Below are 25,056 nucleotides of genomic sequence, written 5' to 3'. Positions count from 1 at the left end.
ATAATATTATATCGGTCCTTCTTAAACCGCGTAGTGAGTATAATCACATATTCTTGAAATTTTTACTGTATTAGTAGATAAAGTAGATAAGCATTAGATCGGCCGTTCACTGTTCCGGTGCGTTTACTAGATGTTCTCGTAATATCTACGAACATGCAATAAAGAGATAACCAGTCAAACGGGTTATCTCTTTATTTGTACTTAGAAAATCTTGTGGTCCAAATTCTAAACCCTCGATCTTAAGCTTGAGGACTCTCAGTTCTATTGGGGTACTCGTTTAATGGATCTAAAAAGACCAATACGCCCCATATCCCTAAATCAGAAAATAAGAGGGGGACTAGGCCGGGGGCCTGGTAAAATATTCTTGACCATAAGATGCTACCCCGCCCAGCGAGATCAGCACTCAGATGAAAAGCGAATCCTAATAAGCCCACAATAAAGCTAAGCATCATTGTTGTTCCCAGTAGAATCGATAGTCCACGTTCTGGATGACTATAAGCCTGTAAAAGCAGGATTACTGCTGCGAAGATCCCCATATAGACGGGAATCCACGTATAGTAATTGGTAAACCCTGTTCGGGCATGATCAAAATAAGCAACCATAGCGGTAGCAAGGAACCAAAATGATGTTGCCAGAAGTAGCCAACGGGTTTTTTGAGTCAGGTTATACCTTCTTGAATTAGGATGATCATCTAAACTCGTTAATAACCCAATACTTCCTAATGCCACAAAAGCTAAGGGTGCAAAGACAGGATTTCCGCTGGTTAAACCAGAAAAGGATACTGCATCTCCGGCTGAAGCACCTTGGAGATGAAACCCGAATCCCAAGATCCCAATAATAACGCCGATCGCATTAGTAACAAAGTTAAAGAACTTTGTCATACCGGGTTTAGGTTTTATGAACAACAGAATGGCTGAAAGTGCTGCAATGGGGGGAAAAATGACCGGGATCCATTCATAAACCGGGATAAAACGGTTTAGAGCGTGGGCGATCAGGACATCTAAAAATACAATAAGATAATTGATACTAAGATAGAGCAGAATGATACGTGTTTTATCTATAGGCACCTGTATGGGCTTTTGAGTCAACCACTGATAGGAAAAGCGCCTCATAATTGAGGATTTCATATAAGACTCTCCTTTTTAACGACCTTCTATTTTAGTCGATTTACTGGTATCCTGTGTCGTTGTTGTCGCACCTATGGAGGCTCCTTTGCTGCGTAGGTCCGCATCCTTCTCCTTAAGTTCTGTCAGGTCGATTAACTGCTCATAGATTCCATGCCACTGTACATAATCAGGACCATTCATAAATGCACCAAATCGCATACGTCGCCCCTCATGGTGCCAAATCTCAAACCCTTTATAATCAATAGAGCTTGAGAAGGGAGCCGCGGGAATAAGGCCATCATCTTTTAGATTCTTAATAATTGTCTGAGCAGTTCTGATGTTCTCATTTCCTACTAACACCACCTTGTCCGCGTTGTCATACAGTGTTTTTATCGATGTTTGAGAATGACACTCTAAACAAACCGTTTGCATGTTAAGACGATGGGTCTCCCAATCCACGCGTTTTTCTGCTTGGGCGGGGGAAAGTTTCCAACTAAGGCGCTGACCAACATCGTGAGTCCCTGGGGCAGAACCGAACGAAGCCATATGGCAGATTGCGCAGGTGGGGGCGTCAAAGTTTTTACTGGATAATGTTCCGACAGGAGCATCCCAATCCCATTGGGCTCCTTTATTGGCATAGAGTGTACCGTGGATTGACTCATCATAAATTTCTTTCATTGGATGATCCGGACCAAGGTGACAAGACCCACAGATCTCAGGCTTGCGAACTTGTTCTAACGAAAATTCATGTCCGGCGTGACATTTTGCACAGTCCCCAAAGGTACCGTCTGCGTTAGGTTTGCCGATATTATGGCATACTTCACAACCCATTTTAGTAATTTCAGGCCTTTCCATATGATAAAGGTCATTATATTTACCGGTAGCTGACAGCCCATAACGTTTGAGTTGTTCATCGGTAAAAGAGGTTGGACCCGTCTGAGCATACCATGCCGCTGCACTATGACGGCTATGGTCAAACTGAGTCGCTTGACTAGGGTGACACCGAGAACAATTTTGTGGAGTAGGTCGCAAAACGATATTATTATCGTAATGGTTAACGGTAAGCTTACTGCCCGGTTCACCTCGATGGCAGTCAATACAGGCAACCTTGTTGACGGCATGTTTGCTTTCGCCGTACTGTTTGACGACTCCAGGTGTCGTTCGATTATGACAGGTTAGACAACTTCCTCCGTTCCCTGCAAAGGATGGTGTGGCAGGATTTACTTTATTAGAAGTACTCCACACTTTGAAGACATACCCCGCAGCAATAGTAATGATTAAGGCAATAATCAGATTTCGCCAAAGTTTATTGTGATGCATACTATCCGGGTAACCCGGAACACCTCCCCTGATTAATGGTATTGAGGTAGTTTATTTTAGCCGCTTCCTCCTTGTTAGATGAAGGATATTATGTTCTAGAGCTGCTTTTTTATGTATTGTGGGAAGATTCGGGCTTACGTTTCTTGAAATTTTTAATACTCAAGTCTATGAGCTGATCATCCTTACAAAGAAATACTTCTCTTCTTAAAATAAAAAACTGTAAAATCGGATGATAAACATCTGACTTTACAGTTTTTTTATTTTAGTTACCTTGTCAATCTTATTCTTCGATAGAAATACAGTGTGCTGGGCAGCCCTCGGCAGCTTCTTTGGCTGATTCCTCACACTCACTGGGGACTGGGTTTGTGTAAGCTACTGCTAAACCATCGTCCTCCATTTTGAACACCTCAGGACAGAATGCCGGGCATGATTCACACCCGATGCACTCACCTTTGTCTACTTCAGCAATCATAATGTAACCTCCTTAAACTATTCTCCCATTGTCGAAACTAAATATTCCCAATATCTTATCATAAGATGCATTATTTATAAAGTTTCTCATTTGAGCCCATGTGTGGAATTACTTCGCGACCAATAATACCAGATTGTGGCAGCTAGATAAATCATGGCCCAATCGTTGCGGGACTGGGATTACGATAGATATAACTTCCGAAATACCCCAGGGCATACCCACAAATTGGTGTAACTCAGTCCGGTCATTCAAAAATCACCGAACCCTTTTCTTTAAAGGGGTTTTTTCTAGTGGCAAGCGAGAATAGATATGGATAATCAATCTTTAAGTACTTCATGTAGCATACCCATTCAATTGTTAGGAGGCGATATGCCCTCATGACATCGTTTGACAAATGGGCCATATCATTCTTAGGCAGCTCCTCTAAGCTATCCCTGCTTTCCAGTTCCTCCGAGACATGTAACAGCGCCCAAAGCATTTCGGTAAAGGCATCATGTTCCAATAGATTGGGATTGTCGAACATCCGCAACAAATAGGGCTTATAAGTATGCAAAAACTCTCTCAAGGACACAAGCTGCCTGGCAGTGCACTCACCATGGAATTTAAAGCCTTTAACCATGTTCGAAGCCTTCTTGAATTCAGCTTCCTTCCATTCCGAATTCACACTCAAAGCACCCTGCAAGTCGGATATATCTAAATGAGAACCAGACATAAGAGAGATAGCAGCAGTACCAAGCTCACTAAAAAAAGCACTTATTACGGTATTCAGCTTCAGCAGTTTTTCTCGTTTCTCTCTTGAAGTCAGCAGCTTGTCCAGAACGAGGGTGACAATGATTACCTGAAGTGGAACGAAGCCCAGATCCTGCAAAAGGTAGAAGAAAGTATCTCGTGGCGTTTTAAAGATGTAATATTGAATGCAGTACAATGCAATGGAACTGATAATTAGCAGGAGTCCAATAAGTAGGTTTACTCTAAAGTTTTTAATGCTAGACACCTCCTATGTTAACCTTCAGTGTTATCACTGACCACTTTTTCCCTATCAACCTACTTAACTACCCACTATTTTTTTGATCGGGCATTGGAATAGTCTCTTGCTTTGTTCATCTATTTTCTTATCTTCTCAGTTATCTCAGCAAATCATAACAGAACATAATATTCAATTCAACTCTATTGGAGCTCCTGTATCTGTGGAACACTGAAACCGGTATGTTTTTTCCCACGTCAAAAAATCCTCGAAAGCATTTTAATGCTAATCGAGGATTCTTGTAATATCTTCAAATCTAGATCTCTCGAAACAAGAGATTGATTTTCTTGATATGCCCTTTTTCTTCATTTATTAACTGTTTTATTACGTCATTACCTGCTTTTTCCACAAAATTTTCGAATTCTTGAAAGATCAAGATAGAGTCTTTCTCAAAGCTTAAAGCGAGCTGAAGAATCTCACGATTAGACTTTATTCCCTGAACTATATCTTCCACGTTGCTTAGATTAAATATGTGACTATTAATCATTGCCCTCAAGTAATCTCCATACTCTCCGACATAACTCTCATTAGGTACGAATTCTTTCGATAGTTTCTCTGCCAATCTCCCAAAATCAGCAATATGTTGTTCTTCCTCTTTGGCAAGATAGGCTAGCATTTCCTTTAACTTAGCACCTTCTGCGTGTGTTACGGCCTTTTCATAAAAGGTTTTGCCCGATCGCTCCATCTCCAATGCCAGTTCGATAATCTCTTCTCCAGAAAAATTGATAAGACTCCAAGACATTTTCATCTACTCCTTCTTACTAATCTATAGGATTCATGATTACCATAATCCTATCTATTTTCTAAATAAGGCTAGTCAACTTCAATTTCTTCGTTTTTAACTTTTAGCCATAGCACTCCTCCAATTCTAAGATAACGAGTTTCTCAAAGAACGTTTATATTAATCATTATAATATCATACATTTATAATAATTCCTATATTTTTTTTAATATTTAATAATATCATTTGCATTCTTCTTTTCAGATTAACAACGTATTTTGATGAGACTCTGTGGACATTTGTTTCAAGTTCTCTGTTAAATACGACAAATTTCCGCTATCATGTGCGGTACAATTTAAACACTTGACAAGTATTATTCCCAAAGGGGGTAGGTATTTTGTACTATGACTTTGTAACCAATGTGATTGATGTCTTAATTCTCTGTGGCTCTGTCATATGGATAGACTTATCTCTCAACAGAAAATACTCTCATTACATATTAGGGGTTATGTTCGGGCTAGTAACTGTTATTGTAATAAACAATAGAATCGTTGTTGTAGAAGGTCGCTTTTTTGATTTTAGACATATCACCATGACTATGGCAGGCTTTATTGGTGGCCCAGTGACCGCTGCAATAGCAACTATCATAAGCGCTCTTTATCGCTACAACATGGGTGGAAGTGGTACGATGGGTGGAATTACCAACATCATTGTTTTTGCTTGTTTGGGAAGTATCTTAGGTAAATATTTAAAAAACAAGCCAAAAGAAAGACCACTATTGTATTGGTTTATCATCGGCACAGTCATGGCCTTGATTTTGCTATTAATCATGATATTTATTCCCTTATGGCAGAGTAACTCAGCGAGCGTTCTTAGAGTTGTCGCGGGTCCTTTATTAATCATCACTCCATTAGCAACGACCATAATATTTCACTTTTATTTCCGAATCTATAATTTCTTTGGCAAAGCATCGATTCTAAATAAAATAATTAACTCTAGTCCAATAAACTTGATGATCTTTGACGCTCATGGGCCAATTCTTGTTAGCAAAAATCTTAAAGACCAACCCCAAGATCCTTTAGATATCGAAGATTTGTTTCAATTAAAGGATACTGAGAAAACGTGGTTGGACACTAGAGAGCAACAGCATAGAGAAATCGCTACAAAAGACGGAAGGTACTTCGACGCAGACTTATCTAGTTTTCAGATGCCTAGTGGCCAATACGCATGTGTAGCAATTGTTAATGATGTTACTGAAAGAAGATTATTCTATGAAAAATTAGTAAAACATCAAGAAGAAACAGTTTCTATCCTCGAAAGCATGACAGACTGTTTTGTTGCTATTAATAAGAACTGGCAAGTCACCTATATAAATCGAGCAGGAGAAATTGCCTTCGGAAAATCCCGTGATGAGTTATTGGGCCAAACAATGGATGAAATTCATAAGCTCAATGGTACCGCCCGGTTACACTACAATGAAGTAATGACCGAAAAGAGAACAGTGACATTTGAAATTTTTTCCGAGGCTTTAGGTAATAAATGGTTTGAAATAAGTGCTTACCCTACTGAAACTGGAATGATATGTTATCTGAGAGATATTACCAGCCGCAAGATAGCACAGGACGAAATGGCTCGACTGGACCGTCTCAACCTTGTAGGACAATTAGCTGCTGGAATCGGACATGAAATAAGGAACCCCATGACTACGGTGCGTGGTTATCTCCAACTATTGGGAGAAAAACCTGATTGTGCAGCTCGCAAGCATACCTTCGACCTGATGATCTCCGAAATAGACCGTGCGAACTCGATAATTACAGAATTTCTCTCCCTTGCGCAAACAAAACAAACTGAACTTAAACTTCAAAACCTCAACGACATTCTTATTCATTTATATCCGCTATTAGAAGCCGACGCGTTTACACAAAATAAACAAATTAAATTTATTCCAGGGGAGATTCCCCACTTAGCCCTCAATGAAAAAGAAATCTCCCAACTAGTTCTTAATTTAACTCGCAATGGATTTGAAGCAATGGAGGAAAGAGGTTGTCTAACCCTTGAGAGTTATTTACAAGATGACCAGGTAGTGCTAGCAATTGAGGATGAAGGATGTGGTATGTTACCTGAAAATATTAGCAAGGTAGGGACCCCCTTCTTTACTACTAAAGATAATGGAACTGGTTTGGGTCTGGCAACATGCTACAAAATTGCTGAGTCTCATCAAGCAAAAATCTGCGTGGATTCTAATCCCAGTGGGACAACCTTCTTGATACGATTTCCGTTACTAAGCAGGAAAATGATGAAATGATCGCCTAAAAAAAATATGCTAGTTTTTTCCCTGCACTTTACTCATTATTCCTGCCCTTCATCCCACTCTTACTCCAAAACAAAATGCGTTGGTTGAGAAGTGCCATCTTCTCAACCAACGCATTAATTAGTTTTCTTCGCTTTCTGCATAGTTTGCCGATTGTGGTAAACATTAAAATACAACAAATATTGTGGGGTGATTATATGTTCTTTAAACAGGCGGCCTTGATGAGTTACTATACCTAGATAAGGTTTAATGGAGAAAACCACATGTGGTCTTTGTCTACATAAGCGGTGATGCCATTTCGATATCCTATGAATTGAGTCAGTCCACTCTGTACTCGGGGCAATTCATTTTGAAGCTCATTCTGAGAAATTTCTGTCGTCTTTCCAAATAAGTTAATCCAATTCTCGTATTCCCTTTCGAGCTCTTTAATAGTTGATTTTCCCCTAATCTCCTTTAGGGCTTCATTAGAAGCGCATTCGTCCGCATCACAGAGCAGAAATACTCGGATCGGAGCATCATCCATCCACTTCCCTCCTTATCCTTATTTTCATTTTAATTCTTATCCGGTTGTCCACAGATTTGCGCTAAAAAATTGTTATATTGCTACGTATGTTAGAAAACTAAATTTTATTCAAGCCACCCATTATAACAGGCGACTTAATTGCTATCTATACAAGCAACATTGAAAGATAACCTGCCCACTTAAACAAAGACAAAAGCCGCCCCACAGCAAGGGCGACTTTTAGTCTTTTTCATGTAAGTGTTTTCTTTGATTATATCTAGTATATCCTCTGCTCTAAGAATACAATAAAGTTCTTGATATTTGATCATTATCCTATCAAGAACTTATTAAGATTTTTGAACAAAATGCAAAACAAAGACCACCAATCTAAGGCGGTCTTTCGTTAAGGTAAAAAGAGACTTGCCTAATTTGATATTAGACGAGCTCTTCAAAAAAGTCCCTCCGAATTGCTGTCCCCGGAGGGCAAATAGGAGCATTACATGAAAAAGACTTAAGGGATTAAGCGTCCCTTGACCGTATTATACCATGATTAAGGGCGTTAGCCATTGGTAAGTATAGGTATGACAATTGTTGATTTTCTCTGAGCATTGCTTGCTATCGCAGTAAACCTCCACTTGCACCAATTGGCCTTTTTGATTTGTGATACGGTTATTGCCCCATTACTTATAGCTTACCTTAATTACAATATAAATTTTACAGCCTCAAAAAGGGCATCAACGGGCTCTTTCTCCGTAAATATTCTATGGTCTCCTCCAATCCAAATTTCTAGGTTCCATAAACTATGTTCCCCATATTTCATGCCTAGTACTGGCGCACACGGTTCCAACAGACTTAAACACTGACCTATGGAAAGAAGAGGGAGACTAAATGGCTTAATTTTTACATTAAATAATTTCAAATTTTCTTCGTCTTCAGCATCAAATAAATGTTCATCGCAATATTCTTCAAAGGCAAACAAATCACTAAACTTTGGCTTCCACCATTCTTTAAGTTTATCCTGTTGTTCAGTAGTAAGTTGTTGGAGTTGATCAGCGGTAATTCGTTGCTTCATTTTACATTACACCATCCTCATCAATCGCCCTAATAGATAGGCGCATCGTTAAGATACCCACTTTTTCACATATTCCACAAAACTACATACCGGTAAAAACTCAAACTATTCACTCAACTCAAGACTAGCATACTAATCTAACTTAGTATAGTGGAAAAATAATCTTCATATTTGTAGATAATCAAACAAACCTGACAAAATCTCATTTTCTTCTTGAAGTTTAACCTTCTCTACAAGAATTAAATAAAATTAAGGGGATGTGTGAAAACTCAGTCTCCAAAATTTCAAGTGGTTACAACAATCAATAAGCGTCCTCATTTCACTATTAAAGTGAAGTGAGGACGCTTGTGTTTTGATGATATAGAAGCAAAAGTGGGGATGTGAAAAATATAGTAACAAGTTTTAGCACAGCCCCTTAAGAATCAACACTAATGATCCTAACAAGCACGCGTATTGGGACCATTAAACATGATTTATGTATTAACAGTCTGAATGAACAATCACCAATCCATATCCAATGCCCTATGGCATATGCGGTTTACAATATCCTTTAGTTTTTAATAGTTATCGATAAATTTTTTAGGTAGCTTTTTAATAAGCTGCACCGGCATTGGCGCCCGATTGAGCACCGTGTGGGCGAAACTACCAAATATTAGCCCTTTGACTTCCGAAAACCCTCGTGTACCTATAATAATTAGTTCAAATGAGTTTTTTTCAGCATAATCAATAAGCGCTTCCGCTGTGTCCACAACATTGTTCTTAGCTACTAAAATTTCATGTTTAACGCAATGACTTCTTCGGGAGAATATCTCATTGGTTCTAGTTAATATGTCTTGGTACTGTTTTTTCGTCTCATCATCCGCATCATTAATAATTTGTTGCATCCAAACAGAGTTAGGACTAATAGGCCAAATATCCATGACGTTATATTCAGACGCAATCACTTCGTCTTCAATACTTTCCTGGAACTGCACAACTGTTATATTCATATTTGAAATATGTTTTAATAGTGTCGCCGCATAAACCGAAGCAGAAAATGAATATTGTGACCCATCAACATAAAGCAACACATTAAACGTAGCATCTTCTGTCATCCCAAATACCCCTTTCATAACTATTACTGATTTCCCCTTAGTATAAACGCTTTCAGGTCATTGAGCCAATTATGTCCAGTAATAATTTTGATAGTCATATAAAACAATCTTATGGTGCGTAAGCCTAACTCTAATTAAAATCGATCCTCAAACAGATAGAATTAGCTGTCCTAATCACTCTAAATATCATCATTCTACAATTATCATAGATTTCTGTAAAAAGTAGTTCGCAAAAACAAAAAAACAGAGCGGCTGAAAGGCTCCGTTTTTTTGTTAAACGCCACACTCACCAACTTCACTGCGCCATGGCATTAATTCTTTTTATGGCTATTAACAATTAACCATGGTTTAGATAGTGTTCGGCTTTGGGTCTGGGTTATTAAAAGAGGGCTTTAAATTCATGTAATTCATCCGCATCCATATTTCGCACATTATTTTCATGCGGAAATATCCGATTTTCAACTTCATCCTTATATTTTTGAATAGCTTCAAATGTTGAGTTTTTGTAATCTGCATATTCTTTAACGTGAACAAGTTTTCTATAAGTCATACCAAGCAAATCATTAATGACTTGAACCTGTCCGTCGCAATATCTACCCGCTGCAATTCCAATCGTTGGTATCATTAAATGTTCCGATATTAATCCCGCAACTTCTTCCGGAACCATTTCTAAGACAAGTAACTTTAACCCCGATGTCTGGAGGCTAAGCGCGCTTTCATACAGTTCTTTGCCTTGCTCGAATGTTTTTCCCTGCATTGATACTTTTTCATGCGTCTGTGGCGTAAATCCTATATGCCCAATAACATCAATATTATTTTTTGTTAGGTACTCAACAACCTTCTCTTCTCGACCTTCAAGCTTAATCGCATCAGCACCAGCCTCAATAAATAACCGAGCATTTTTTAAAGCTATTTCATTAGTTTCATACGACCTATATGGCATGTCGGCCACTAGTAAAGCTTTCTCAACTCCTCTTCTGACTGCTTTTAGGTGATGAAGCATATCCTCCATAGTTACTTCTGTAGCACTCTTATATCCCAGCATATTTGTACCAACGCTATCTCCAACAAAGATAATGTCGATCCCCGCATTCTCCTGAATTACGGCAGTAGGATAATCATAACAAGTTAGCATAGTAATCTTTTGACCCGCTTTTTTCTTATCCATCATAAAATCAATCGTTTTCTTCATACAACACAGCATCCCTTCTTAAAGTTATTTCCCATGATCCTCCATCTTTCGTTCCTTATGGCACAATAAAATAGCCCCCCGACGTAAGTCAGAAGGCATACAGGTATAGCAAAGCCCCCCTTCCGTCTCAGTCCTCTTCAGGTACAAGCATTCGGGTATAGATCTACTGGCCTCTCCTTTGGCAACATGTCGGTATGGTCGTTTCAGGTACCATCCGGGTTATCCTTAAGGAGAAACCAAATATATTCTCACACTATCATATCGCGATCATCGTATCAACTTTTTGTTTATTGTCTCTATGATTTCATCGAACCTTGTTTCAAAGCCTTTCGTAGGTCCTCTTTAGTAACAGTGCATCTTTCTCCACCATAGGTCCTTCAGCTATTATACAGCCTTTTACGTTGAAGTACTTTATAGCCTTCAGGCAATCCACATAATTGAAGTCACTTTGTAGCAACGGGAGATGGTTCCGCTCACCCTTTTCATTGTAATTTACTCCGCCTAGATGAATATGCAAGTCTTCCAAAGCTGATTCGCCGAGTTCATCCGAGACATACCTAAGTATTTTAACAAAATCAATAAACCCTTTTAGTTTGCCATTATATCTGGCATGGATATGTGAAAAATCAATGCACAATTTACACGAGCTAACTTCCTTACACAAAGATACTAATTCCTCAAGAGTACCGAATTGTGTTCCCTTACCAGTTGTCTCTAATCTGAAATCTACCCCTGTTAGGGGAAGACGTAATAAATTATCCCTAATGGTAAAATAAGCATCCTCTTTGGAGTCATTCAAATAAAAGCCTGGATGAAAGATTAGACTCCTCCCCCCAACATTGGACAACCCTTCCAGAGCCTTCATGATCCTTTCTATGGATTGTTCCTGTTTATCCGACTCATTGGCATTTAAATTGATGTAGTGCGAGCCATGTGCTGATAAGTAAAAATTATTTCTTGACTTAGCTTCCAATATAAGGTTTTTATTGTTATCCGTAACATTAACGTTTCTCACAAATAGAAGCTCCATTGCATCAAGCCCTATCGACTTTGCATAGTCTATCCCACGAGCATAATTAAATTTAATAGAACCGTTCCCTAGCGGAAGACCGGATATACCAAATAATAGTGTATCCATTATCCTCCTCCTTTTGACCTTACTGGTCTATGCCATTCCATCAATCATCTCACGTATTCATTATGTCCAAATGTCAATCTCACTTTTGACTTCTTTTTTACAAAGTTTCGTGAAGGGACAAATGTCTGCAATAAATTAATAATGGCGCCTAACCCTACTCGAAGTAGTGTTAACGTTTTGGAAAACACAGCTCTTGAACATCGTATCACAATAACTCCCTCAGCATTAAATAGCTGTGACGTCTTTGTTTCTCATCTTCGATCTTTAATGAGCGATTTGATCGTGTCGGTAAACCGAACGCCATATTCCGTGTCTTCAACGATTCTTTTTCTCAGGGCAAAACTAATTTCTAATTGAACCCCTTTACCTGTACGTCCTCTGTTACATATATTTGTAGTCCTTACACCACGATATTTTTGTTCACTTTCTTTTACGATGTAACCATAGTCTTGAAGAGCAATTTGCAATTCAGTACCAAGCATTGTATCTAAGCCTCCAATCATTAAGAATTCGTCAGTAGAATTCTTAAGACCGTGAATTGTCAACACTGTTTCGGCTAGTTGTAGTCCTTTAAGTAGTAACGGCTCATCAAAGTTATGACTGGTAATATGAAGCTTTCGGACATCGACATCTTTAATACCTTCAAAAGAATACCATGCAAAATCTTCGCCTGCTATCCTTTGGGCAATATCCGATGTATAGGGTTCAATTTTACCGCCGTGGGGAGCAATGATTAAGACTGGGTGCCAATTACGGCTCGTTCTTATTCGATAATCTCGTCCTTCTTGTTCATGCAACCGTAACTCTTGGAAATTCAAGTAGGAATCAGGCATTAGTATATTCCTCCTAGTCCAACCTGTGGGAACCTAACTCTAGAGTTTGGGCCGATTCTCTTTGTCGCGCAAAGGTTAGTGGATTAATCACTGAGTTTTAAGCATTCTTTTCAGTATTTTACCAGCGCTATTTTTAGGAAGCTCAGAAATAAATTCTATTTCACGAGGTAATTTATAACCAGCAATATGTTCTTTTAGATAACTAGTTATTTCCTTGGCAGTACATTCTTTACCATCTTTAAGAACAATGAATGCCTTTACATATTCGCCTCTCAATTTATCGTCAATTCCGACAACCGCGGTCTCTTTTACCTTAGCATACTGATATATGGCCTCCTCCACTTCTCTTGGATAGACATTCAAGCCTCCAGCAATGACCATATCTTTTTTTCGATCGACAATAAAAACATATCCGTCTTTGTCTTTCTTTGCAAGGTCTCCGGTATGCAGCCACCCATTCTTCAAGGTCTCTTTTGTTTCTTTTTCCTGCTTGAAGTATCCCAACATTACATTTTCACCCTGTACAACAAGTTCACCGACATCACCAACAGCCAGTTCTATATCGTTTTCATCAACAATCTTGCATTCAACAAAAGCAATCGGCCGACCTATCGAGCCCTCTTTCTTTACTCCATCCAAAGGATTAAAACAGACTACAGGGGATGCTTCCGTCAAACCGTATCCTTCAACGACAGGAAGCTTCAGAATATCCTTTGCCTGTCTAAGTACTTCAACAGGCAATGCTGCTCCCCCGGAAACCGCTAAGCGAAGCTTAGAGAATGTAACATTATTCTTGCATGCTTCCAACAATACGATATATATGGTTGGAACTCCCATGAAAACTGTAATCTCATCATTTAACAAAGACTCTATAACTTCTTTTGGCTTAAATTTTTCCAATATCGTAACTGTTGCACCGCTCAATAACGGGTTCAGAACACAGGTTGTAAAGGCAAAAACATGGAACATTGGAAGCACGCACATGTAATTGTCAGTTTCTGTTCCTTGAAAAGCAAGCCGACACTGTTCAGCATTTGTAACAAGATTTTTATGGCTAAGCATTGCAGCCTTCTGTTTTCCTGTAGTACCGGAAGTATATAAAAATGTTGCTACTGCATTCTCATTCCAAAAGTCCTCAACTAATTCTAGAGAGCTTTCAGTGATAGACCTCTGAAACTCCTCATCCAGAACAATAACTTTAATGCCCAAAAGATCTTGGATAGATTCTGTAGTATGATTCATTTTTTGAATAATCGCAGGATGAAGAATCATAAAAGCAGCTTCCGAATCTATAATGAAATTTAAGATTTCTTCCATTGTAAGTTGCAAATTAATTGGAACAACAATTCCTGCATTTTTCACCACACTCAAGTAGGAATAGATAAATTCAGGTGAGTTCGGGCAACACAGCAGTACTCGTTCTTGGGCCTTCACTCCCAGCGTCAATAAATAACTTGAATATTGATTAACTGTTTTATCAAGCTGTTCATAGGTAATATTATTTCTCTTGAATTTTAACGCGATAGAATTAGCTTTATATGCTTTTTGATAAATGTTGCCTAACATAATGCCTCCCATAATATACTACAATTCGATTATTTGTTCTTGAATAGACAAGGATAACAGATAAATTATACTATACATGGCCCGGTAATAATACAAGTTAACCATGACAAGACCTTTAATTATTCAAGCATCTATGATTTACCGCTTCATGGAGCATTACCATACTTCATTTAAATAAGCGTGGTAACCTATTGCTAGCCGACATTTTGTAATCCTAATAAAAAGCAGCTCTATGCAGGATACTTTTAGCCCAATGTAATAAAAAATCGCCTAAACCATTTTGTTTAGACGATTCTTCGACTTGGCATCGTTGCCTCTAGCTTTATTATTCTTCTGTATTTTTGGTTTCTTCACTTTGGCACACTGGAGTCTCTCCCTTTGAAGCCCCCCCCACAATGACCTCCTGGATATCAAGCCGGAAATTGTGCCTGAACTGCCTTTTTGTTGATGGATTTTTTTCTATGTTCTTTGATAATTGCGGAAAATGCAATCATCTCAATTATCAAGAGGAATACTTCATATACTATAAGCCCTTCGATAAACCTCTTTTATATTTGTTTAGCGTATTCTTGCCAAATCATTTTTACTAATTTTAACTTTAGCCATGAATTCATACCCATTTGGTGCGACATCCTCATCAAAATAATAACTTGCCATTTTGCCTATGTGGTCAACTGAGAGCCCCAAGTGAAAAAGTGCAATGCCAATATCAATCTGATTCATCTTCCCATACACCTGTGCTTTGAGAAGATTCAACTTCTTCCGGCTCACTGTAATAACGTCTAAATCTCCACTAAAAAACCAAGCCTGTGTGTTGGAAGCTGATGGAGCGAGGCGAGCAGCCTCTAGCAATGCATCAGCACCAACTACACTAGATATTTCGGACAAATTTTTACGCTTAAATTCGGAGGTATTCGTTCTGTGAATTATCTCCGTGGTATTCCCGAAAGCGAGCATAATTACAAACTCCAAGCCGTTCATAAGCATAGGTACCCCTTTTGCGGGCTTTGCCATCCCCAGCCAGCAACTGGCCAGATTGTTATCGGAGAAGTACAGGTCCATCTGCTGGAGCAAAAACCCTGTATTCATCAAATAGTTCCCCTTTTTCTCGGAATACATACAAATGTAGTGCGGTGCTTTGATAGGAAGGAGATTCCTTACATCTGCTGAACCCAGGTAGGCAAACTCATATCGAATGCTTTCGTCAAGCGGCCTAGCGTTACTAGCAAACTCCTTCAACTTTACAAGCCTGTCGGCGGGGAGTGGGGCCATGTCATATTTACGGGTGGATTTTCTGCGAAATATTGCATTATAGAGCTGAGAATTTGTCATACAGTTACCTCCAGATCTATGAGTCTTTCAATTGTTCATATAGATTAGTTATATCCGTATGTAATAGATCACATCCAGGCCATTCAATGCTTTAACTCCAATATACCAATATAGCAATATAGCAATTACATACTTCTCCCTGGGATATCGGCAAACCTGATTTCAACCATATTCAAACTAAACCACACAAAATTCATAACCAGTTGAAAAAAGAGCTGCCTCAACTTAATGAGATAACTCTTCTATAACTTCTTAAATTAACTTGATCGTATAAAGTTACAGTTCAGCTAGTCCCTTGAATAACTCAACCGCGGTTTCAATGATTTCATCCGGGAAATCATATTTTAAGGTATGTATAGGAGGATAGTCTTCACCGTTTCCGATATAGCAGATTGCACCTTTTGTCTCCTTTAGATAGTGACCAAAATCTTCGGAAGCACGGAAGGCTTCCTTCATTTCAACGAGCTGAATGCCTTTTGCCTTACAGACCAAACGGATCTTGTCCGAGCTTTCAATGTGGTTTTTAGTTTCCGGGAAAACATCATGATAAGCGAAACTTACCTTCAGTCCGTACTTTTCTCCTTGAGCCAAAGCAAGTTCTTCTAGGCTTTTACGAAGCTGTTCCATTTCCGCTTCGTATAGAGCACGAATGGTTAAGAGAAGGTCTCCCTTACTTGCGGATACTCCGAAGGCTCTTTCGCCGATGTCTACCTGAATCACGGTGCAAAGAACCATACCCTTGTTGTTTTCCAAAGAGCTGAACATAGGAATGGCATCAATAACCTTAGCAATCGCGAAAGCAGGGTTTGCTCCCAGTTCCGGTTGGCTGGCGTGAGCTGGAGAACCTTCCATATGAATTGTCATACCTATTGATGCGCAATTGCTGGTTCCATTGATTACGTTGACAGACTTGAAAGGCATGCCATTCGAATTATGGTAAGCAAAAATTTCTCCGATGTTATTTTCCTTAATAAAAGCGACACATTGATTTGCGCCATCTCCGGTTTCCTCAGCATGCTGGAATAGGAAGAAGATGTTTTTGTCGGCACCCTTCTGGTCGATTTCCAGGGCAAACCCCGCTAGACTTGACGAGTGTCCATCATGTCCACATTTATGGGCGATTCCAGGAAACTGAGAAGCATATGGAATATCTAAGGTTTCCTGCATGGGGATCGCATCAAAATCCGCGCGAAACGCGATGGTCTTTTTGCCTTTGCCTGCACGATAAATCGCGTAAAACCAAAGTCCTTTGTCTACTATTTCCAACTTTGTATTTGCTTTGAGAAAATCGATTAAGTGCTGTTTTGTCCAAGTTTCCTGATTTGATAGTTCAGGATGCTGATGTAATTCATGACGTAACTGTTTGGTTAATTCCAGATTTTTCTTTTCCATTACTGAACTCCCTTTAAAAACCCTTTTGTACCAAGATTGTGGATGCACAGACCCCTCACCAAACCTACTTATTAAAGGTCTACCAGGGTAGCTTGAAATGCTTTAATGCTCAGCGTGATATTGATATGTTTTATTCAATCTTCCGTGCCCATGCGCAGAAGACCATTTCTCTTATATAGGTAGCTTTAATCTATAAATCATCATCCTCAGCATTAACATGAATTGCTAATATCGACACTGTGTGAGAACACGCCACATCCGCAGGTAACGTACTCAGTAATTTATACTATCTCTTCAACCAACCATTCGTTATCGCCGTATTTGATAATATATTGACCATCCCGCTCGATCACGTTTTTACACAACTCACAATAGGAAGGATGAGACAGTTTCGAATCGTGCTGCCAGAACAAAGAGATGTAGGGAATATTGTTTATCATGATAAGATTACCCGGGGGCAAGGGAAATTTTCGGCCATCATAAAGCTGTATCATAAGCCGCCCCTCCTGTTCGGTTAACGATTGAACAAAAAAGGGAGCGTCCTCCACCCTCACAGGGTACAATTGATTCGGGTATCCAACGTTTTAGGTGGTGACTCAATAGGCAACGCTTAAATTTCAACATATCAAATCACAACTTTCATGGGGAATTCTCAATGTATAAATATTTATTTTCATGCATTGGTATACATTCGAAATTCTAAATGATGGTGAATAAATATTTATTTTAATGAATTATTATGCAACGCATTGGAGGCATTTATGTGAGAGAGATTAAATTCTGTGGCAAACGTGTAGACAACGGTCAATGGGTTTATGGTCAATATTTCATTACACCATTGACGGATGAAAATTCAGGACTTCCTTCAGAGACTGGATGGTTTTTCTTAACTGGTGAGAAGAAGCATTGTATCGCAAGAGACGGGGTTTCATTCGTAATTGACATTAAAACACTAGGACAATTCACTGGACTCCATGATGAGAACGGTAAGGGGATATATGAGGGTGATATTTTTGTAACTAGAGGATTGTGTACGGCGGTCGTAGAGTGGGAAAAAGAAGGTAGGTTTTTAGGCTTCACGATTGGTGGAGAAAGGAAAATTATATACATCAACAGAGAGCCAAAGGTCGAAGTCATCGGCAACATCCACGACAATCCAGAACTTCTGGAGGTTAAAGATGTATAGCTTACCTCATCTTGCCAATTTGTACGGTATCAAGATTGGTTCTAAGGCTGACCACGAAGGTGCTCGGATGGTCGCTAATGCATTAAGAGATTGCATACCGCCAAATATACCTTTGCCTTTCACTGGCATCCTTAAAACCACATTTACAAAGGGTAAAAGGAAAACTGTGAAAGCCGTTCTTGAGATGTTTGATGGCAAGCATGACACTATTCAAGTTACTACATGGGGGTTATCTACAGGAGCGTGGTCGCTACAGTGGATTCTCACTAAAGCTGGTGGCAGTAGCTTTAATTGGGATGGGGGCAAGTGGATAAGGATAGACGAATCGTTTTGGATGGGAAGTGAGTTATGAAATATAAAGAAAGTGTCTCTTTACCATACACGCCAGTAAGCGGATTTTTCGACCTAACAGAAAGGCCCAAGGGAATGTCGAAAACTACGCATGAGAAAATCCAACTTATGCAAATGGAAATGGTCAAAGAATCTAAAAAATACAAAGACACAGCCGTTCGTGAAAACAACGGGAGAGCCTTTGAGGAACTAAGGGAATACATGGCACAGTTGCAGTCAATTATCCTGACACATTGGTCTCATGACGTGCTATTTAAGCGACCGATAATACCTAATCCTTTAGTTGGCTAAAGCTCGAACCTACTAGACCCATTTATCCGTTATATATCTTTCTTTAAATTGCTAGTATAAAGCAAATTTAAAGAAAGCAGGGGTATATAACGCATGAATGTACTAGAATTAGAGGAATTTAACATCATTAAGGAATTCAGAAGTGAACAATACAACAAATATGTAGTAGAACCTATCGATAAACCTACATTTTGTTCAAAATGTGGCTCAATATTCAAGGAAAACGCAAAGCTAAAGGTTCATGATGTCAGAACACGCAAAGTTGCAGACCAAGACATTCGTGGAATGAAGGTAATTATTGAAATTAAACAGCGTCGATTCTACTGTCCAGAGTGCGGAGACACGTTTACCGAAATCTTCAAGAGCATTGCACCAGATGACAGGATAACTGTTAGGCTTCGTGATTGCCTGGGCAAGGAATCCATTAAGGGTAATACCTCATTCGCTAGTCTAGCCGACCAATATGGAGTGTCTGAGTCAACGGTCAAGAGGTCCTTCGAGATACATGTAGCCAAGCTAGATGCACAGAGGGTGCTTGTAGCCCCTAGAATACTCGGTATAGACGAAATATACGTACACATTAAAGGTGAGCACAGGAAGCAACCGTGTGCAGTCTTTACAGACGTAGAAAAAGGAAAACCTATCGAGTTCGTCAGGGGTATCACAAAGGAGCTGGTCGTACAGAAAATCAAAGAAATGAAGGGCTACGAAAACATTGAAGTAGTCACTATGGATATGGCTTCAGCTTATCGAAACGCTGTTGAAGAAACCATTCCAAAAGCCTTTTGTGTAATTGACAGATTTCATGTAATGCAAAAGTTCAATATGAAAGTAGATGTATTGAGAGCTTCAATCCAATCCAAAGCATCCGAAGGAGCAAGGAAAGAGCTATTCAGAGTAAAATACGCAATTCGTTCAAATCGTGAGAATTTGAATAAAAATGAACAAATTCAACAGCTAGATGGAGTTCTTGAGAAGTATCCTTCCCTCAAAGAGGCTTACTGGGCTAAAGAAGGCTTGAAGGACGTTTATAATGCCAAAACCAAGTACGATGCATACCAACTGTATTACCAATGGGAAACATCAATATCCAAAGGAAATAAGGTTGGCAAAGAGATGCAGAAGCTCGTCAACAAGCTAAAGAAAGAGGTTTTCGCATACTTCGACGGTCACTGGACAAACGCATACACTGAGTCTTTCAATAACGTTATTCGAAGGATTGTACGGCTAGGCAATGGTTATTCATACGACACATTGAGAGCAAAGGTTATCTTCGGAAGCGATAAAGCTGAACCATTAAAAGCCAAGAATATGCAATTCTATGAAGTTGATGCAATTACTGGAAAGCGAATCTTTGTTACTGATTAGTGCATAAAGGGGCATTGAAAAATATTTTTTGAGGTGGTTTTTCATGTGGAATCTTTACAAATGGATAGGGATGAAATTCATCCTTCTCCATTCAAAATCCCCATTAAAGTTGGATACCCATTGATTCTGCCAATCTATATGATATTTATCAGGACCAGCTTTTTTTAGATGGGAAGCAAATAACATAATAATTTCTTTGTTGACCATAAGCACGCCGTCAGCGTACCATAGTCCATCCTTATCAATATAAAGTTCGGGGGCGCGTAAAATATCCAAAATATTGCCTCCTTGCATGTATTACAAATCTACTTTACAATTATAAATCCATAGGTGATCTTGTGGATAATTTATACAATTTGAGGAAAGTAAAAGGACAATATTAAATTAGAAAACCTTCTGATAAAAAAGGCATTTATAATATTAATTATAGCATAAAACGATGCAAGTGATCACTTGCATCGTGATTGTTGTGAAGGACAACATGCTCTGTCATTATCAATGTTTACCAATAAGGCAATATAATTTATAAACCTATTGCATCTGACGTAATGTCAGTTTGTACAATGTGCTTGTTGACAAAAGAGGTACGCCTTTCATACGATGTCTCAAGTTACCTTCATCTTCTATATTTTGTTTTTATGAAAAAAAGAACCTCCAAAACTCAATAATTTGGGGTTTGGAGGTTTCCGTATTACATTTATAAATGTTTATTGTTACTAGTCTTCAGTAGTTGCATTAACTACAGATGAGTAATCGCTTGATCCAGACATGGACGGACCTATCCTATAACTTTCTTTCCACCCATATACATTTTGAGCGGTTTAGGGATTGTTACTGTACCGTTTGAATTCAAATTGTTCTCTAGAAAAGCTATAAGCATCCGTGGTGGCGCAACAACTGTATTGTTAAGAGTATGCGCAAAATAGTTTCCACTTTCTTTATTCTTAACGCGAACACCGAGACGCCGTGCTTGAGCATCACCTAAATTAGAACAGCTTCCAACTTCAAAATACTTTTGTTGCCGAGGCGACCATGCCTCCACATCTACACTCTTTACTTTCAAGTCTGCCAAGTCGCCTGAACAACACTCCAATGTACGTACTGGAATATCCAATGAGCAAAAAAAGTCGACCGTATTTTTATATAGCTTTCTAAACCACTGGGCACTTTCTTCTGGCCTGCAAACTACGATCATCTCTTGCTTTTCAAATTGATGGATTCGATATACGCCTCGTTCTTCAATACCGTGAGCACCGACTTCTTTACGGAAACAAGGAGAATAGCTCGTTAAAGCTTGCGGGAGTTGTTCCTCATCTAAAATTGTATCAATATATTTACCAATCATAGAATGTTCACTTGTTCCGATTAGGTATAAATCCTCTCCTTCAATTTTATACATCATGTTTTCCATTTCGGAAAAACTCATAACCCCAGTTACTATATTGCTACGAATCATAAATGGCGGAACGTAGTAGGTAAATCCCCTGTCTATCATAAAATCGCGCGCATAGGAGAGAATTGCAGAATGTAGACGTGCAATATCACCACAAAGATAATAAAAACCATTTCCACTGGTTTTTCTAGCATTTTCAAGATCAATGCCATGTAATTTTTCCATAATGTCAATATGATAAGGAACCTCAAAATTAGGCACCGCAGGTTCTCCAAAACGTTCAAGCTCAACGTTTTCACTATCATCTTTACCAATTGGCACTGACGGGTCAATGATGTTTGGAATAACCAGCATTCTTTCACGAATTTGAACTGTAAGGTTGTCTTCCATCTCTTTTAACTTCGTAAGTTCGTGTGCAATGCTCGCAACCTTCGCTTTTCTTTGTTCAGCCTCCTTCTTTTGATCTTTGGACAACAATGCACCAATTTCTTTACTAATAGAATTTCGCTGGTTTCTTAAAACATCACATCTAAACTTTGCGTCCCGGATTTGTCGATCGAGTTCGATCACTTCATCAACCATCACCAACTTATGTTCTTGGAATTTTTTTCTGATATTTTCTTTCACAATTTCTGGGTTTGTCCGAAATAACTTCATGTCTAACATTGAATCATATCCTTCCTCTTACGCTAATTATCCGGTTTGCATGAAAAAATAAAAATCCTTCCGCCCCATGTTATTCACATGGGACGGAAGGATCCGCGTTGCCACCCAAATTGTCAGCCAATGAGCCGACCACTCGAACGTGCTATAAAGGGCACAGACCTTCGATTCATCACCGAGAGCTCCAAAAGTGGAAAGACTTAACCTCTCGTCGGTTCGCAGCAACCACCGATTCTCTGTAGAGATTAATAAGCCATAGCTTTTATCATCACTAACTACTCATTTTCAGTTGGCTGACTTTGTCAATTTAAATTATTATATTCGGTTTGCTAGAGGTTTACAAGTGAAAACTTATTTCTTTCAGTATTCGAGCTTGTATCACAAACCCGCCATCAAGGATAGCCAACCGCCGCCCCAAGAATACGCTCTTATGATAAAAAAGTCAAAGACACTTATAGCTATTTAAACACTACGTACTGTCCTTCAAATTTTGATAATAGCTTATTTTCATCTTTGCAATATACATTTAACTTTATTCGAGCACGATTAAACTTGTTGAAGGTCAGTCGCAACTTTTCTATGTCCTGTTTATCATCTACATTGCACTCTGCTACGAAGTCCTTTTCAATAGGCAATAAGTATTCAATATTGCTCCTTTGGATTACAATATGTGAATTTGGAGCAAATTCCTTAACACTTGCAAAGACAACTCCCCAGCCACACAGTGTCATCAAACTATTAATACTACCGGCAAACGCAGTACACTTGTGATTGAAGTTTGGTTCTAGCCTAGCCAACATTTTCACACTGGAAGGGTTGAACTTAATGACCTCAAACCTCATTTTCTTAGTTATAGGTATTTGTTCATACAAAAATTGTTGAAATGCTAATTCGTCGTCCATAACTTCCCTCCAACTTGAAAATAACCTATAATACTCATCAGCTTCTACATTTTCCTTATATTCCATCAAGACTATTGTCCTTGAATTTATATCGTTTGTAGTAAATTGGTACCAGGTACTAATTTATCTACTCTTATTTTACCATGCTTTACATATTTATCAATACCCTCGTTTGTCAATATATTACCTAGTCGGTGTTACCTATGCTCCGCAAAAACTCCAGGTGGCTTCAGTAAACCGCTTATTAAGCTTCGAAATGGGCCTTACACTTTAGTCACTTTAAATGATCCAAATAAGCAGATAAACACAGATTAAATGGTCGTCTGAGGGATTTGGACGGAAAACAAAGAATAATACAGTTTTGATAGACTTTGATAATAAATATTTATTAAACAAACCACAATTTCAAGCCAAGAGTACATTTTCATTTTTACAAATGATAAAAATTGCTAATACTACACAGACTATTCGAAAAAATAAAAGAGGCATTAAACTATTTTTTCCAGCTATAATAAGGCTAATAATCCTATATAAAGAATTATTTATTGGCATCTGCGGTATAATAATAGGACCGCATCAAATTAACAGACAAATGAATAAGGGGTTTTAACATGAAAAAGATTAAAATTCAAAATCAACCTTTTGGTCCCTTTCCAACGATGATTATTGGAGCAGATGTTAATGGAAAGCCAAATTATGTTACTGTGGGAGCATGTGGGGTAGTAAGTTTGAAGCCGGTGCTTTATGTTTCATTAAAAAGCACTCATTATACAACACCAGGGGTTAAGGAAAACGGTTACTTTAGCGTGAACATTCCCCCAATTTCCATGGTTGAACAGACAGATTATTGTGGAATTGTGTCAGGAAAAACAGTCGATAAGTCAAGCTTATTTACTCCCTTCTATGACGAATTGGGAAGAGCACCAATGATAAAAGAATGCTCAATGAATTTCCTCTGCAAAGTAATTCAGGTTATTCCTTTATTTGATTTTGAAATGTTTTTAGGGGAGATTGTTGCTGTATATGTTAATGAGGACTGTATCACAGATGGTAAGCCAAACCCGTTGAAACTGAATCCCATTATTATGATGGGTGCTAGCTACTATAGCTTAAATGAGGTTGTAGGGAATCTTTTTAGAACAGGGTTAAAGCTATCGGAGAATAAATAAAAAGAAACCTTTAGAAAACGACAAATAATATAAAGTCGGGTGTGCTGGTTGAGTGAAATTTCACTTGGATCATTCAAAGATGGGGAGGGTATAACACTTAAAAAGGAACTTGAGAAGTTGATCGTAGTTAGCCACCAAATCGGCAACACGAACCTGCTCGCCGATGTCGCAGCGCTTACTTTAACAGCGGAACTCGCTGGGTAGTCAGGTATTAAGCCTAGAGGTCGATCTCTACCCTTCTACTACCGCCAGATATAAGGTTGAGTCTCATTAAATTCTAGTTGGACCATCTTCTTTGTTTTGTCTTTATGAAAAAAAGAACCTCCAAAACTCAATAAATTTTAGTTTCGGAGGTTCTTTTTTTTATTTATGGTATATTGTTACTAGTTTTTGGTAGTTGCATGAACTACAGCTGAATAAGCGCTTGTTCCAGAACTGTTTACAGCCTTTACTTTATAATAATAGGTTGTATCATCGGACAAACCACTATTGGTATAACTTGTGGTTGTAACGCTAGCAATTTTTGTAAAAGATCCAGAAGAAGAAGTTGCTCTGTAAATATAATACGATGTTGCATCACTAACTGAATCCCAGTCTAGGTTTATTTTGCTGGAACTTTCAACGGTAGCAGTAAGATCATCTGGTACGGACAGTTCAT

The 25,056-nt window shown here is 38.7% G+C and carries 26 protein-coding genes; 7 read left to right on the top strand and 19 right to left on the bottom strand.

Translation table 11 applies throughout. The features are described 5' to 3' along the window. Positions 1–239: 239 nt before the first annotated feature. From DSBG_RS18560 to DSBG_RS18540, 5 genes are all read right to left on the bottom strand, one after another. Positions 240–1,127 (bottom strand): hypothetical protein, encoded by an 888-nt coding sequence (locus DSBG_RS18560; RefSeq protein WP_068966034.1) that lies wholly within the window; start codon positions 1,125–1,127, stop codon positions 240–242. A gap of 15 nt (positions 1,128–1,142) precedes the next feature. Beyond that, entirely contained in the window at positions 1,143–2,426 is a 1,284-nt protein-coding gene (locus DSBG_RS18555; RefSeq protein WP_242877747.1) for a multiheme c-type cytochrome, read from the bottom strand. Positions 2,427–2,706: 280 nt separating this feature from the next. Beyond that, positions 2,707–2,898 carry a ferredoxin gene (locus DSBG_RS18550; protein WP_068966030.1) on the bottom strand — a complete coding sequence of 64 codons (192 nt, stop codon included), beginning with the start codon at positions 2,896–2,898 and terminating at the stop codon, positions 2,707–2,709. Between the two features lie 244 nt (positions 2,899–3,142). Beyond that, positions 3,143–3,892, bottom strand: coding sequence for a hypothetical protein (locus DSBG_RS18545; protein ID WP_083236965.1), 750 nt, complete (start codon positions 3,890–3,892; stop codon positions 3,143–3,145). Between the two features lie 286 nt (positions 3,893–4,178). After that, entirely contained in the window at positions 4,179–4,664 is a 486-nt protein-coding gene (locus tag DSBG_RS18540; protein WP_068966028.1) for a ferritin family protein, read from the bottom strand. Between the two features lie 376 nt (positions 4,665–5,040). Here DSBG_RS18540 and DSBG_RS18535 point away from each other — a divergent pair, with 376 nt between their 5' ends. Continuing rightward, positions 5,041–6,948: a LytS/YhcK type 5TM receptor domain-containing protein gene (locus tag DSBG_RS18535; RefSeq protein ID WP_068966026.1), complete on the top strand. Its 1,908-nt coding sequence runs from the start codon at positions 5,041–5,043 to the stop codon at positions 6,946–6,948. Between the two features lie 241 nt (positions 6,949–7,189). Here DSBG_RS18535 and DSBG_RS18530 read toward each other — a convergent pair whose 3' ends face one another. From DSBG_RS18530 to DSBG_RS18485, 10 genes are all read right to left on the bottom strand, one after another. After that, entirely contained in the window at positions 7,190–7,477 is a 288-nt protein-coding gene (locus DSBG_RS18530) for a hypothetical protein (RefSeq protein WP_068966024.1), read from the bottom strand. 679 nt (positions 7,478–8,156) lie between these two features. Next, complete coding sequence (locus DSBG_RS18525) at positions 8,157–8,528, bottom strand: hypothetical protein (protein WP_068966022.1); 372 nt, start codon at positions 8,526–8,528, stop codon at positions 8,157–8,159. A gap of 557 nt (positions 8,529–9,085) precedes the next feature. Then, entirely contained in the window at positions 9,086–9,622 is a 537-nt protein-coding gene (locus DSBG_RS18520; protein ID WP_068966020.1) for a universal stress protein, read from the bottom strand. A 379-nt stretch (positions 9,623–10,001) separates the two neighbouring features. Then, on the bottom strand, positions 10,002–10,814 hold the full coding sequence (panB, locus tag DSBG_RS18515; RefSeq protein WP_068966018.1) for a 3-methyl-2-oxobutanoate hydroxymethyltransferase: 813 nt from the start codon (positions 10,812–10,814) through the stop codon (positions 10,002–10,004). Positions 10,815–11,133: 319 nt separating this feature from the next. Beyond that, positions 11,134–11,952: a TIM barrel protein gene (locus tag DSBG_RS18510; RefSeq protein ID WP_068966016.1), complete on the bottom strand. Its 819-nt coding sequence runs from the start codon at positions 11,950–11,952 to the stop codon at positions 11,134–11,136. Between the two features lie 251 nt (positions 11,953–12,203). Then, positions 12,204–12,785 carry a poly-gamma-glutamate hydrolase family protein gene (locus tag DSBG_RS18505; RefSeq protein WP_068966014.1) on the bottom strand — a complete coding sequence of 194 codons (582 nt, stop codon included), beginning with the start codon at positions 12,783–12,785 and terminating at the stop codon, positions 12,204–12,206. 87 nt (positions 12,786–12,872) lie between these two features. Next, positions 12,873–14,351 carry a long-chain-fatty-acid--CoA ligase gene (locus tag DSBG_RS18500; protein ID WP_083236963.1) on the bottom strand — a complete coding sequence of 493 codons (1,479 nt, stop codon included), beginning with the start codon at positions 14,349–14,351 and terminating at the stop codon, positions 12,873–12,875. Positions 14,352–14,909: 558 nt separating this feature from the next. Then, positions 14,910–15,683: a nitroreductase family protein gene (locus DSBG_RS18495; RefSeq protein ID WP_068966012.1), complete on the bottom strand. Its 774-nt coding sequence runs from the start codon at positions 15,681–15,683 to the stop codon at positions 14,910–14,912. A 276-nt stretch (positions 15,684–15,959) separates the two neighbouring features. Next, entirely contained in the window at positions 15,960–17,075 is a 1,116-nt protein-coding gene (locus DSBG_RS18490; RefSeq protein WP_068966011.1) for a M20 metallopeptidase family protein, read from the bottom strand. 281 nt (positions 17,076–17,356) lie between these two features. After that, complete coding sequence (locus tag DSBG_RS18485) at positions 17,357–17,569, bottom strand: hypothetical protein (protein ID WP_242877745.1); 213 nt, start codon at positions 17,567–17,569, stop codon at positions 17,357–17,359. A 269-nt stretch (positions 17,570–17,838) separates the two neighbouring features. Here DSBG_RS18485 and DSBG_RS18480 point away from each other — a divergent pair, with 269 nt between their 5' ends. The 4 genes from DSBG_RS18480 to DSBG_RS18465 all read left to right on the top strand — a co-directional run bounded on the left by DSBG_RS18480 (position 17,839) and on the right by DSBG_RS18465 (position 20,271). Continuing rightward, positions 17,839–18,261, top strand: a complete 423-nt coding sequence (locus DSBG_RS18480) for a YopX family protein (protein ID WP_068966008.1) — start codon at positions 17,839–17,841, stop codon at positions 18,259–18,261. Further along, complete coding sequence (locus DSBG_RS18475) at positions 18,254–18,613, top strand: frataxin family protein (RefSeq protein ID WP_068966006.1); 360 nt, start codon at positions 18,254–18,256, stop codon at positions 18,611–18,613. The genes DSBG_RS18480 and DSBG_RS18475 overlap by 8 nt, the downstream gene beginning before the upstream one ends. After that, a complete protein-coding gene (locus DSBG_RS18470) occupies positions 18,610–18,903 on the top strand; it encodes a hypothetical protein (RefSeq protein WP_068966004.1) in 294 nt (97 codons plus the stop codon). Before DSBG_RS18475 ends, DSBG_RS18470 begins: the two co-directional genes overlap by 4 nt. 93 nt (positions 18,904–18,996) lie before the next feature. Then, positions 18,997–20,271, top strand: a complete 1,275-nt coding sequence (locus DSBG_RS18465) for an ISL3 family transposase (RefSeq protein ID WP_068966002.1) — start codon at positions 18,997–18,999, stop codon at positions 20,269–20,271. Positions 20,272–20,325: 54 nt separating this feature from the next. On the opposite strand, the gene DSBG_RS18460 is transcribed toward DSBG_RS18465, so the two are convergent. From DSBG_RS18460 to DSBG_RS18450, 3 genes are all read right to left on the bottom strand, one after another. Continuing rightward, the gene (locus tag DSBG_RS18460) at positions 20,326–20,547 is read right to left on the bottom strand and encodes a hypothetical protein (protein ID WP_068966000.1); all 222 of its coding nucleotides are present in this window, start codon (positions 20,545–20,547) and stop codon (positions 20,326–20,328) included. A gap of 502 nt (positions 20,548–21,049) precedes the next feature. Next, entirely contained in the window at positions 21,050–22,330 is a 1,281-nt protein-coding gene (gene serS / locus DSBG_RS18455) for a serine--tRNA ligase (protein WP_068965997.1), read from the bottom strand. A 455-nt stretch (positions 22,331–22,785) separates the two neighbouring features. Further along, positions 22,786–23,229 carry a YiiD C-terminal domain-containing protein gene (locus DSBG_RS18450; protein WP_068965995.1) on the bottom strand — a complete coding sequence of 148 codons (444 nt, stop codon included), beginning with the start codon at positions 23,227–23,229 and terminating at the stop codon, positions 22,786–22,788. A gap of 611 nt (positions 23,230–23,840) precedes the next feature. Between DSBG_RS18450 and DSBG_RS18440 the strand changes: the two genes are divergently transcribed. After that, positions 23,841–24,398 carry a flavin reductase family protein gene (locus DSBG_RS18440; protein WP_068965991.1) on the top strand — a complete coding sequence of 186 codons (558 nt, stop codon included), beginning with the start codon at positions 23,841–23,843 and terminating at the stop codon, positions 24,396–24,398. 48 nt (positions 24,399–24,446) lie between these two features. Next, positions 24,447–24,602, top strand: a complete 156-nt coding sequence (locus tag DSBG_RS23275) for a hypothetical protein (RefSeq protein WP_176716318.1) — start codon at positions 24,447–24,449, stop codon at positions 24,600–24,602. 179 nt (positions 24,603–24,781) lie between these two features. On the opposite strand, the gene DSBG_RS18435 is transcribed toward DSBG_RS23275, so the two are convergent. After that, positions 24,782–25,056: fibronectin type III domain-containing protein (locus tag DSBG_RS18435; protein WP_141694365.1), on the bottom strand; the 275-nt coding region annotated here is incomplete at its 5' end.

Origin of the sequence: Desulfosporosinus cupriresistens (genome assembly GCF_001707885.1) — a bacterium.
Taxonomy (GTDB): Bacteria; Bacillota; Desulfitobacteriia; order Desulfitobacteriales; family Desulfitobacteriaceae; genus Desulfosporosinus.
Note: the sequence above shows the minus strand (reverse complement) of the source record. Positions and strands in the feature narration are given on the sequence as shown.

Excerpts from the sequence above, each read along its gene's own strand:
- DSBG_RS18485 (WP_242877745.1), bottom strand. The coding sequence starts at position 17,569 with ATGATACAGCTTTATGATGGCCGAAAATTTCCCTTGCCCCCGGGTAAT.
- DSBG_RS18550 (WP_068966030.1), bottom strand. The coding sequence starts at position 2,898 with ATGATTGCTGAAGTAGACAAAGGTGAGTGCATCGGGTGTGAATCATGC.
- DSBG_RS18540 (WP_068966028.1), bottom strand. The coding sequence starts at position 4,664 with ATGTCTTGGAGTCTTATCAATTTTTCTGGAGAAGAGATTATCGAACTG.
- DSBG_RS18450 (WP_068965995.1), bottom strand. The coding sequence starts at position 23,229 with ATGGACGACGAATTAGCATTTCAACAATTTTTGTATGAACAAATACCT.
- DSBG_RS18495 (WP_068966012.1), bottom strand. The coding sequence starts at position 15,683 with ATGACAAATTCTCAGCTCTATAATGCAATATTTCGCAGAAAATCCACC.
- DSBG_RS18510 (WP_068966016.1), bottom strand. The coding sequence starts at position 11,952 with ATGGATACACTATTATTTGGTATATCCGGTCTTCCGCTAGGGAACGGT.
- serS (WP_068965997.1), bottom strand. The coding sequence starts at position 22,330 with ATGTTAGACATGAAGTTATTTCGGACAAACCCAGAAATTGTGAAAGAA.
- DSBG_RS18505 (WP_068966014.1), bottom strand. The coding sequence starts at position 12,785 with ATGCCTGATTCCTACTTGAATTTCCAAGAGTTACGGTTGCATGAACAA.
- DSBG_RS18490 (WP_068966011.1), bottom strand. The coding sequence starts at position 17,075 with ATGGAAAAGAAAAATCTGGAATTAACCAAACAGTTACGTCATGAATTA.
- DSBG_RS18475 (WP_068966006.1), top strand. The coding sequence starts at position 18,254 with ATGTATAGCTTACCTCATCTTGCCAATTTGTACGGTATCAAGATTGGT.
- DSBG_RS18500 (WP_083236963.1), bottom strand. The coding sequence starts at position 14,351 with ATGTTAGGCAACATTTATCAAAAAGCATATAAAGCTAATTCTATCGCG.
- DSBG_RS18560 (WP_068966034.1), bottom strand. The coding sequence starts at position 1,127 with ATGAAATCCTCAATTATGAGGCGCTTTTCCTATCAGTGGTTGACTCAA.
- panB (WP_068966018.1), bottom strand. The coding sequence starts at position 10,814 with ATGAAGAAAACGATTGATTTTATGATGGATAAGAAAAAAGCGGGTCAA.
- DSBG_RS18520 (WP_068966020.1), bottom strand. The coding sequence starts at position 9,622 with ATGACAGAAGATGCTACGTTTAATGTGTTGCTTTATGTTGATGGGTCA.
- DSBG_RS18470 (WP_068966004.1), top strand. The coding sequence starts at position 18,610 with ATGAAATATAAAGAAAGTGTCTCTTTACCATACACGCCAGTAAGCGGA.
- DSBG_RS18530 (WP_068966024.1), bottom strand. The coding sequence starts at position 7,477 with ATGGATGATGCTCCGATCCGAGTATTTCTGCTCTGTGATGCGGACGAA.
- DSBG_RS18555 (WP_242877747.1), bottom strand. The coding sequence starts at position 2,426 with ATGCATCACAATAAACTTTGGCGAAATCTGATTATTGCCTTAATCATT.
- DSBG_RS18525 (WP_068966022.1), bottom strand. The coding sequence starts at position 8,528 with ATGAAGCAACGAATTACCGCTGATCAACTCCAACAACTTACTACTGAA.
- DSBG_RS18440 (WP_068965991.1), top strand. The coding sequence starts at position 23,841 with ATGAAAAAGATTAAAATTCAAAATCAACCTTTTGGTCCCTTTCCAACG.
- DSBG_RS18465 (WP_068966002.1), top strand. The coding sequence starts at position 18,997 with ATGAATGTACTAGAATTAGAGGAATTTAACATCATTAAGGAATTCAGA.